Source organism: Mycobacterium sp., assembly GCF_025965855.1.
GTDB lineage: Bacteria > Actinomycetota > Actinomycetes > Mycobacteriales > Mycobacteriaceae > Mycobacterium.
In genome coordinates, this window is record NZ_JAOPWB010000224.1 from 1 (window position 1) to 8,068 (window position 8,068).

Annotated in this window: 7 protein-coding genes and 2 pseudogenes; 3 read left to right on the forward strand and 6 right to left on the reverse strand. The window is 71.1% G+C overall.

Annotated elements, in window-relative coordinates; all coding sequences use genetic code 11:
- A pseudogene (locus tag JWP83_RS19085) lies at positions 1-133 on the forward strand (LppX_LprAFG lipoprotein); the annotation flags it as partial.
- Positions 134-143: 10 nt separating this feature from the next.
- A complete protein-coding gene (locus tag JWP83_RS19090) occupies positions 144-1,709 on the forward strand; it encodes an MFS transporter (protein WP_297733027.1) in 1,566 nt (521 codons plus the stop codon).
- Positions 1,710-1,712: 3 nt separating this feature from the next.
- Here JWP83_RS19090 and ribD read toward each other — a convergent pair whose 3' ends face one another.
- From ribD to fmt, 4 genes are read right to left on the reverse strand one after another with little or no spacing between them, the layout of a single operon-like run.
- Complete coding sequence (gene ribD / locus JWP83_RS19095; RefSeq protein WP_297733030.1) at positions 1,713-2,741, reverse strand: bifunctional diaminohydroxyphosphoribosylaminopyrimidine deaminase/5-amino-6-(5-phosphoribosylamino)uracil reductase RibD; 1,029 nt, start codon at positions 2,739-2,741, stop codon at positions 1,713-1,715.
- Positions 2,738-3,436 (reverse strand): ribulose-phosphate 3-epimerase, encoded by a 699-nt coding sequence (gene rpe / locus JWP83_RS19100; RefSeq protein ID WP_297733044.1) that lies wholly within the window; start codon positions 3,434-3,436, stop codon positions 2,738-2,740. Before rpe ends, ribD begins: the two co-directional genes overlap by 4 nt.
- A 28-nt stretch (positions 3,437-3,464) precedes the next feature.
- A complete protein-coding gene (locus JWP83_RS19105; RefSeq protein WP_297733033.1) occupies positions 3,465-4,844 on the reverse strand; it encodes an RsmB/NOP family class I SAM-dependent RNA methyltransferase in 1,380 nt (459 codons plus the stop codon).
- Positions 4,841-5,770: a methionyl-tRNA formyltransferase gene (gene fmt, locus JWP83_RS19110; protein WP_297733036.1), complete on the reverse strand. Its 930-nt coding sequence runs from the start codon at positions 5,768-5,770 to the stop codon at positions 4,841-4,843. Before fmt ends, JWP83_RS19105 begins: the two co-directional genes overlap by 4 nt.
- 118 nt (positions 5,771-5,888) lie before the next feature.
- Here fmt and JWP83_RS19115 point away from each other — a divergent pair, with 118 nt between their 5' ends.
- Positions 5,889-6,707 carry a methyltransferase domain-containing protein gene (locus JWP83_RS19115; RefSeq protein WP_297733038.1) on the forward strand — a complete coding sequence of 273 codons (819 nt, stop codon included), beginning with the start codon at positions 5,889-5,891 and terminating at the stop codon, positions 6,705-6,707.
- Positions 6,708-6,730: 23 nt separating this feature from the next.
- On the opposite strand, the gene JWP83_RS19120 is transcribed toward JWP83_RS19115, so the two are convergent.
- Together JWP83_RS19120 and JWP83_RS19125 are read right to left on the reverse strand one after the other, a co-directional pair.
- Positions 6,731-7,219 carry a MarR family transcriptional regulator gene (locus tag JWP83_RS19120; protein WP_297733041.1) on the reverse strand — a complete coding sequence of 163 codons (489 nt, stop codon included), beginning with the start codon at positions 7,217-7,219 and terminating at the stop codon, positions 6,731-6,733.
- A 147-nt stretch (positions 7,220-7,366) separates the two neighbouring features.
- Positions 7,367-8,068 (reverse strand): annotated as a pseudogene (locus JWP83_RS19125) (primosome assembly protein PriA); the annotation flags it as partial.

Below are 8,068 nucleotides of genomic sequence, written 5' to 3' on the forward strand. Positions count from 1 at the left end.
GGTCCCGGGCACCGTGTGGATCCAGGAGAACGGCGACCACCAGCTGGTGCAGGCCACCCTGGAAAAGAGCCCCGGCAACACCCTGCAGATGACCATGTCCAACTGGGGCGCGCCGGTCAACGTCACCAAGCCCCGGTTACCTCATGAGCACTCAGGCGGGACGCCGGGTCGCGATCAGCGCGGGCAGCCTTGCGGTGCTGCTGGGGGCCCTCGACACCTACGTCGTGGTCACGATCATGCGCGACATCATGCAGGACGTCGGGATCCCGGTTAATCAGCTGCAGCGGATCACCTGGATCGTCACGATGTACCTGCTGGGCTACATAGCGGCCATGCCGCTGCTGGGCCGGGCCTCGGACCGATTCGGTCGCAAGCTGCTGCTGCAGGCCGCCCTGGCCCTCTTCATCGTCGGTTCGGTGGTCACCGCGCTGGCCGGTCATTTCGGCGACTTCCATCTGTTGATCGCCGGCCGGACCATCCAGGGCGTGGCCAGCGGCGCCCTGCTGCCGGTCACCCTCGCGCTGGGCGCCGACTTGTGGTCGCAGCGCAACCGCGCCGGCGTGCTGGGCGGGATCGGCGCCGCGCAGGAACTCGGCAGCGTGCTGGGTCCGCTTTATGGCATCTTCATCGTCTTTTTGTTCCACGACTGGCGATACGTGTTCTGGATCAACGTCCCGCTGACGCTGATCGCGATGGTGATGATCCAGTTCAGCCTGCCGTCGCGGGAACGCACCGAGGAGCCGGAACGGATCGACCTGGTCGGTGGCCTGCTGCTCGCAATCGCGCTGGGCCTCGCGGTGATCGGCCTGTACAACCCCAGTCCCGACGGCAAGCACGTGCTACCGAGCTACGGGTTGCCACTGGTGCTCGGCGCGATCGTCGCCGCGGTGGCTTTCGTGATTTGGGAGCGCTTCTCGCGCACCCGGCTGATCGACCCGGCCGGCGTGCGCTTCCTGCCCTTCCTGGCCGCGCTGGGCGCCTCGCTGTGCGCGGGTGCGGCGCTGATGGTGACGCTGGTCGACGTGGAGCTGTTCGGGCAGGGCGTGCTGCAGATGAATCAGAACCAGGCGGCCGGGCTGCTGCTGTGGTTCCTCATCGCGCTGCCGATCGGCGCGGTGCTGGGTGGCTGGATCGCCACCCGGATCGGCGACCGAATAATGATCTTCGTCGGGCTGCTCATCGCCGCCTATGGGTATTGGCTGATCCATTACTGGCGAGAAGACGTGCTGGGGCACCAGCTCAACGTCTTCGGGTTGTTCAGCGTGCCGACAATCCACGCCGACCTGTTGGTGGCCGGCCTCGGACTTGGCCTGGTGATCGGGCCGCTGTCGTCGGCGGCCCTGCGGGTGGTCCCGGCCGCACAACACGGCATCGCCTCGGCGGCGGTGGTGGTGGCCCGCATGACCGGCATGCTGATCGGTGTGGCCGCGCTGACGGCCTGGGGCTTTTACCGGTTCAACCAGATCGTGGCCGGGTTGACGGCGGCGATCCCCCCGGATGCCAGCCTGCTGGAACGCGTGATGGCCCAGGGTTCGATGTACATCAAGGCGTTCGCGGCGATGTACGGCGACATCTTCAAGGTCACCGTTGGCATTTGTGTGGTGGGAGCGCTGCTGGGCCTATTGGTCAGTGGGCGCAAGCAACACGCCGAGGAACCGGAAGTCGCCGAGCAGGAGCGGGCCGCGGTAAACCCGGCGCCCGCCCCCTGAGCGCTAGCCGGTGTGCGGGACCAGGCTGAGCACCAGATCGGGGCCGGCCCGGTCGATCCCGTCGAACTGCCAGCGCAGCGCCCGCGCGATGGTGGGCACCCCCACGTCGTCGACGGCCGTGACCGGACCACCCACCAGCATCGGCGCCATATAGGCCAGGATGCGGTCGACCGCCCCGGCCCGCAGGAAGGCGCCGGCGAGGGTGGGACCACCCTCCAGTAGGACGTCGGTGCGGTCCGACAGCGCCTTGATGACCTCCATGGGATCGCGGGTGCGAATCACCATGGTGCGCGAATCGTCGTTGAGAACCTTTGCCTCCGGTGGTATTTCGCGCATCCCCACCACCACTCGCAACGGTTGGCGGTTGGCCAGCGAGCCGTCGGCCAGGCGGGCGGTCAGCGCCGGATCGTCGGCCAGCACCGTGCCGGTGCCGACCACTATGGCGTCGGCGATGGCGCGCCGGCGATGCAGGTCCAACCGGGAAGCCTCGCTGGAGATCCACTGGCTGGTGCCATCGGCGGCGGCGCTACGGCCGTCGACGCTGCTGGCGTACTTCCATGTCACGTGCGGCAACCCGGTCCGCACCTTGTGCAGCCACTCGCGCAGCGGGCCGGCGGCCACCTGGTCAGCCAGCACACCGGACCGCACCTGCACGCCCGCGGCCTGCAGCCGGCCCGCGCCCCCGCCCGCGATCGCGTTGGGGTCGCCGACGGCGTAGACCACCGTGCTCACCCTGGCTTCGATCAGCGCGTTGACGCATGGCGGCGTCTTGCCGTAGTGATTGCACGGCTCGAGGGTGACGAACGCGATGCCGCCGGCGGCCAGACCGCCGGCCCGTCGCAAAGCCAGCACCTCGGCGTGGTCGCCGCCGGCGGGTTCGGTGGCGCCGACGCCGACCACCCGGCCCTGCGGATCCACGATGACCGCCCCGACCGGGGGATTCGGATAGGTGGTGCCCTTGACCTGGTAGGAGTGTTCGATCGCCAGGCGCATCGCCGCGTCGAGGCTGTCGACCGATTGGGGCTCGTTCATGCGCGCAGATGCGCTGACACGGCGGCGGCCTGTCGCCGCAACGCCTCTACCGCGGCCGCCGGGTCCTCCGCCCCGTACACCGCCGACCCGGAGACAAAGCAGTCGACGCCGGCCTCGGCGGCCTGCTCGATGGTGTCCTCGTTGATGCCGCCGTCGATCTCGACCAGGATCGTCAACTCCCCCGCCTCGATCAGCCTGCGCGCGGCGCGGACTTTCCCGAGCACCTCGGGGATGAAGCTCTGTCCGCCGAACCCGGGCTCGACCGACATGATGAGCAGGGTGTCGAAGTGCGGCAGGATTTCCAGGTAGGGCTCCAGCGGAGTCCCCGGTTTCACGCTGATCCCGGCTTTGGCGCCGGCGGCGCGGATGTCGCGGGCCACCCCAACGGGATTGTCGGTCGCCTCGGCGTGGAAGGTGACGTTGTAGGCGCCCACTTCGGCGTAGGGCGGTGCCCATCGATCCGGATTGTCGATCATCAGATGGCAATCCATCGGGATGGTGGTGGTGGCCAGCATCGCCTCCACCACCGGCAGGCCGATGGTCAGGTTCGGCACGAAGTGGTTGTCCATCACGTCGACGTGCAACCAGTCGGCGCCGCGCACGGCGGCCGCTTCGTCGGCGAGTCGGGCGAAATCGGCGGCGAGGATCGACGGGGCGATCAGGGGTCCCGCGCTACTGCGAGGCATGAGCGACAGATTACGCAGCCGGGCGGCCAACCTCACTTCAGGCGCGACGCAGCGCGGCGGCGAACATCGCATCGGTGCCGTGCCGGTGCGGCCAGAGCTGCGTGTACGGTCCCTCCCCCAGCCCCTCGTGGACGGGCTCGAACAGCGGCCGGGTGTCCAGCGCGGACACCGGATGACGGCGCAGCGCGTCGCCAACCACCCCAACGGTTTCCGCGAGGTGCGGCGAGCAGGTCGCGTACAGCACCACGCCGCCGGGCCGGGTCAGCGCGATCGCGGCCGCCAGCAGCTCGCGTTGCAGCTTGGCCAGCGCCGGCACATCGGCCGGCTGACGCCGCCAACGGGCCTCCGGCCGGCGCCGCAACGCGCCGAGTCCGGTGCAGGGCACGTCGACGAGCACCCGGTCGAAGCCCGGCTCGAGACCGCTCTGCCGCCCGTCGACCCGCACCACGTCGACCTGCAGCCCGCGGGTGTTCTCCGCCACCAGGTCGGCGCGACGCGGCGACGGCTCCACCGCCGTGACGCGAGCCCCCGAGCCTGGGTGCCGGCTCGAGCCGAGCGCGGCCAGCAGCGCGGTCTTGCCGCCCGGCCCGGCGCACAGGTCCAGCCAACGTCCGGTGTCGCCGTCGACCGGCGCCAGCGTCAGCGCGCGGGCCACCAGCTGGCTGCCCTCGTCCTGGACCAGCGCGGCGCCGTCACGCACCGATAACAGCCGCCCGGGATCCCCGCCCGGCAGGTACACCGCGTACGGCGAATACCGGCCGACGGTGCCACCCACCGCCTCGGCCAGCTCGGCGGCGGTCAGCGTTCCCGGGCGCGCCGCCAGGTGCACCTGAGGCCGCGCGTCGTCGCTGGCCAGCGCCGCGTCGAGTTCGCCCGCGGCCGTCCCGAGCGCATCGGCGAATGCCTGGGCGACCCAGCGCGGGTGCGCGTGCACGAACGCGGCGTGCCCGATCGGATCCCGTGACCGATCGGGGGCCAGCTCGTCGACCCAGGACTTCTCGTCCCGGCCGGCGATGGCGCGCAGCACGCCGTTGACGAAACCCGCTCGGGCCGAATCGAATTCGATCCCGGCCTGCTCGACCGTGGTGGACACCGCCGCGTGGGCGTCGACCCGGGTACGCAGCAACTGGTAGACACCGAGCCGGAGCAGGTCGAGCAGCACCGGGTCGATGGCTTCCGGCGATCGTCTGGCGGCCGCGCCGATGACCGCGTCGAGCAGGCCCCGGGTGCGGCAGGTGCCGTAGGTCAGCTCGGTGGCGAAAGCGGCGTCGCGGCCGCTGATTCCGCGTTGGCGCAGCAGTGCGGGCAGGGCCAGGTTCGCGTACGCGTCGCGCTCGCTGACGGCCCGAATCACCTCGAACGCCGCGGCACGCGCGGGGTCCAGCGGCCGGCGCGGCTTACGCGGCTGGGGGCTCATGACGCCCTCGCGGCTACGTCGAGGCGGGCGCCGCGCGCCCAGTCGACGGCGTTCATGAACTTCTTGCCGGGCGGCTGAATCTGGCCCAGCCGCACCGGTTCCGAGCCCGTGCCGATCCACACACTCTTGCGGCCAGCGTGAATGACGCCGGGCGGCAAGGGCATTGGAGCCTGGTCGATCTGCACGGGTCCGAGCTTGATCCGCAGGCCACCGATGACCGTCCAGGCGCCCGGGTTGGGCGTGACGGCGCGGATCCGGCGTTCCACGACCGGCGCCGGCAGGTCCCAGCGCACCCGGGCCTGTTCAACGGTGATCTTCGGCGCCATGCTGACCCCGTCGGCGGGTTGCGGCCGCGGCGTCAGCGTCCCGTCGGCGATGCCGTCCAGCGTGGCCGACAACAGCTCCGCCCCCGAAAGGGCAAGGCGCTCAAGCAGATCCCCCGCGGTGTCGGTCGGCCGGATCTTCTCGGTGACGACCCCGTACACCGGTCCGGAGTCCAGGCTCGGCTCGATCCGGAATGTGGTCGCCCCGGTGATGGCGTCCCCCGCGGCGATCGCGGCCTGCACCGGTGCCGCGCCGCGCCAGGCGGGCAGCAGCGAGAAGTGCAGGTTGATCCAGCCCAGCGGGGGAACCGCGAGCAGGTCGTCGCGCAGCAGGGCGCCGTAGGCCACTACCGGGAAGCAATCCGGCGCCAACTCCGACAGCTCGGCGACGAACTCCGGCGAATTGGGCCGCGCCGGCCGCAGCACCGGGATTCCGCGGTCAAGCGCCTCGCGGGCCACCGGTGACGGCTCGGGCTTGCCGCGCCGGCCGGCGGCGGCGTCGGGCCGGGTCAGCACCGCGACCACGTCGTGCCGCGGTGAGTCGACGAGGCGGCGCAGCGCGGGCAGCGCGGGTTCCGGGGTGCCGGCGAAGACGAGACGCACGCGCACAAGTCTAGGAAGCACCGGATCTCCGCAGGACATGCCCAGGATTCATACAGTTGCGTCAGTATATTGTTTCTCATAGCTACTATTGCTGAGGGTTTCTATTCAAGGAGGTCCGATGACTCTCGACACCACCACCCACGACGACCTTGCGGCCACGCATCGCGCGATGTGGGCGATGGGTGACTACGCCCTGATGGCCGAGGAAGTGATGGCGCCGCTGGGTCCGACCCTGGTCGCCGCCGCGGGCATCGGACCGGGTGTGCGGGCGCTCGACGTCGCCGCCGGCTCCGGCAACATCTCGCTGCCCGCCGCCGCGACGGGCGCCGACGTCGTGTCCACCGACCTCACGCCCGACTTGCTGCGGCGGTCCCAGGCGCGCGCGGCGGCGCTGGGGTTGACGCTCGACTACCGGGAAGCCAATGCGCACGCGCTGCCGTTCGGCGACGGCGAGTTCGACGCGGTGATCTCGGCGATCGGCGTGCAGTTCGCGCCGGACCACCAGCGCGCCGCCGACGAACTGATCCGGGTGTGCCGGCCGGGCGGGACGATCGGCGTGATCAGCTGGACCCCGGAGGGATTCTTCGGCCGGATGCTGGCCGCCATCAGGCCGTATCGGCCGAGCCTGTCGCCGGCGGTGCCCCCGGCGGCGCTGTGGGGTCGCGAGGGCTACGTCGCCGGGCTGCTGGGCGATCGGGTCGGCCGCGTCACGATGCTGCGGCGCAACCTCAGAGTGAACCGGTTCGACGGCCCCGAGGCCGTGCACGCCTACTTCAAGAACCACTACGGCCCGACGATCGAGGCGTACGCGAACATCGGCCGCAACCGGGTCCTGGGCGCCGAGCTCGACGCCCAACTCCTCGAACTCGCGCACCAGCACCTGGGCGATGGCGGCATGCGGTGGGAGTACCTTCTGGTCACGGCCGAGAGGCGGTGAGTCAGGCCCGTAACGGGAGGCGCCTACAAGTCGAGGTCCGCGTCCAGGTGGACGTCGGGCTCGCCGCCGGCGGCGGTGAACGCCGTCAGGGCCCGCACCAGCCCGTGGCGCTCCAGCGGCGGCATCTTCTCCACGATGGCGGCGATCTCGGCGCGCCGGTTCGCGGTGACCCGGCGGACGACCTCGCGCCCGCGCTTGGTCAGCGCGGCGAGCAGCTCGCGCCGGGAGGTGGGGTGCGGGAGGCGGTCGATCAGCCCGGCGGCCACGAGCCGGTCGACCATCCGGCCGGTCGCCGAGGGCTGGACGCCCAGCAGGCTTGCCAGCGTGGCCAGGTTGACCGGGCCCCGATTGGACAGGATGACCAGGGTCCGGAACTGCGGAATCGTGATCGTCTCGTCGACCTGGCTGATGGAGCGCGCCGAGATGGCCACCAGCAGACGGGACGCCGTCAGCAGCGCGTCGGTGATCACATCCAAAGACTCGTCGGCTGCCGTCGCGTTGTCCGCCGCCATCGCGCCCCTTTCTGAGCCTTTTCCAAGGCCTCCCCGAGCCATCCGGGGGCTAAAGAGTAGAAAGTGTAACAGCCTTCTAATATCGAGATCAGGAATTATTTCCCACGCATACTATCGCCGTAGGGAAGCATTTGCCTACGCGATTGGCTACCCGATGTGCAGCGGATCGATCTGCACCCGCACCGGCTCGTGGTTTTGCCGCGCGCTGAGCACGCCGACGCCGCTCCGCAGAGCGGCCGCGAGCGCCAGGCCCTGCGCGCGGCTGACTCGCACCAGCATTCGGGTCACGGGCACGCCGGCGGGGGTACCGGCCGGGCGGCGCACGCCCGACGGCAGGTCCACCGGGCCGAGCAGGTCGGCCTGGAAATTCTCCCGGTCGGGCAGCCGGGCCTGTTCGAGCAGCGCCGCGACGGCGCCGGCCGTTCCGTCAATGGCCGCCATGTGCACGCTGGGCGGCAGCCCGAGCTCGGCCCGCGCCGTCAGGTCGGCCTCCGCGTGCCCCACCGGATCCCAACGGATCAGCGATTGCACCGTGGGAATGGACGATTCGGCGACCACCACCAGCACGCCGCCGTCGCCGCGGGCACGCACCAGCGCGGCGGCGCTCATCCAGCGCCACAGGGCGTCCTCGGCGGCGCGCAGGTCTTGCCGGCCCAGCAGCGCCCAGGTGTCCAGCAGCAGCGCCGCCCCGTACCCGCCCGCCGCGCGGGGTTCGGCGCCCGGAGTGGCGACCACCAGCGCCGGGCGGGCGGCGACCTCCGCCACGATGTCCTCGCCCGCCGAGGTGACGACCGGCGTGCCGGCGAATGCGCGGCCGAGCTCCTCGGCGGTGCGGCGGGCCCCGACGAC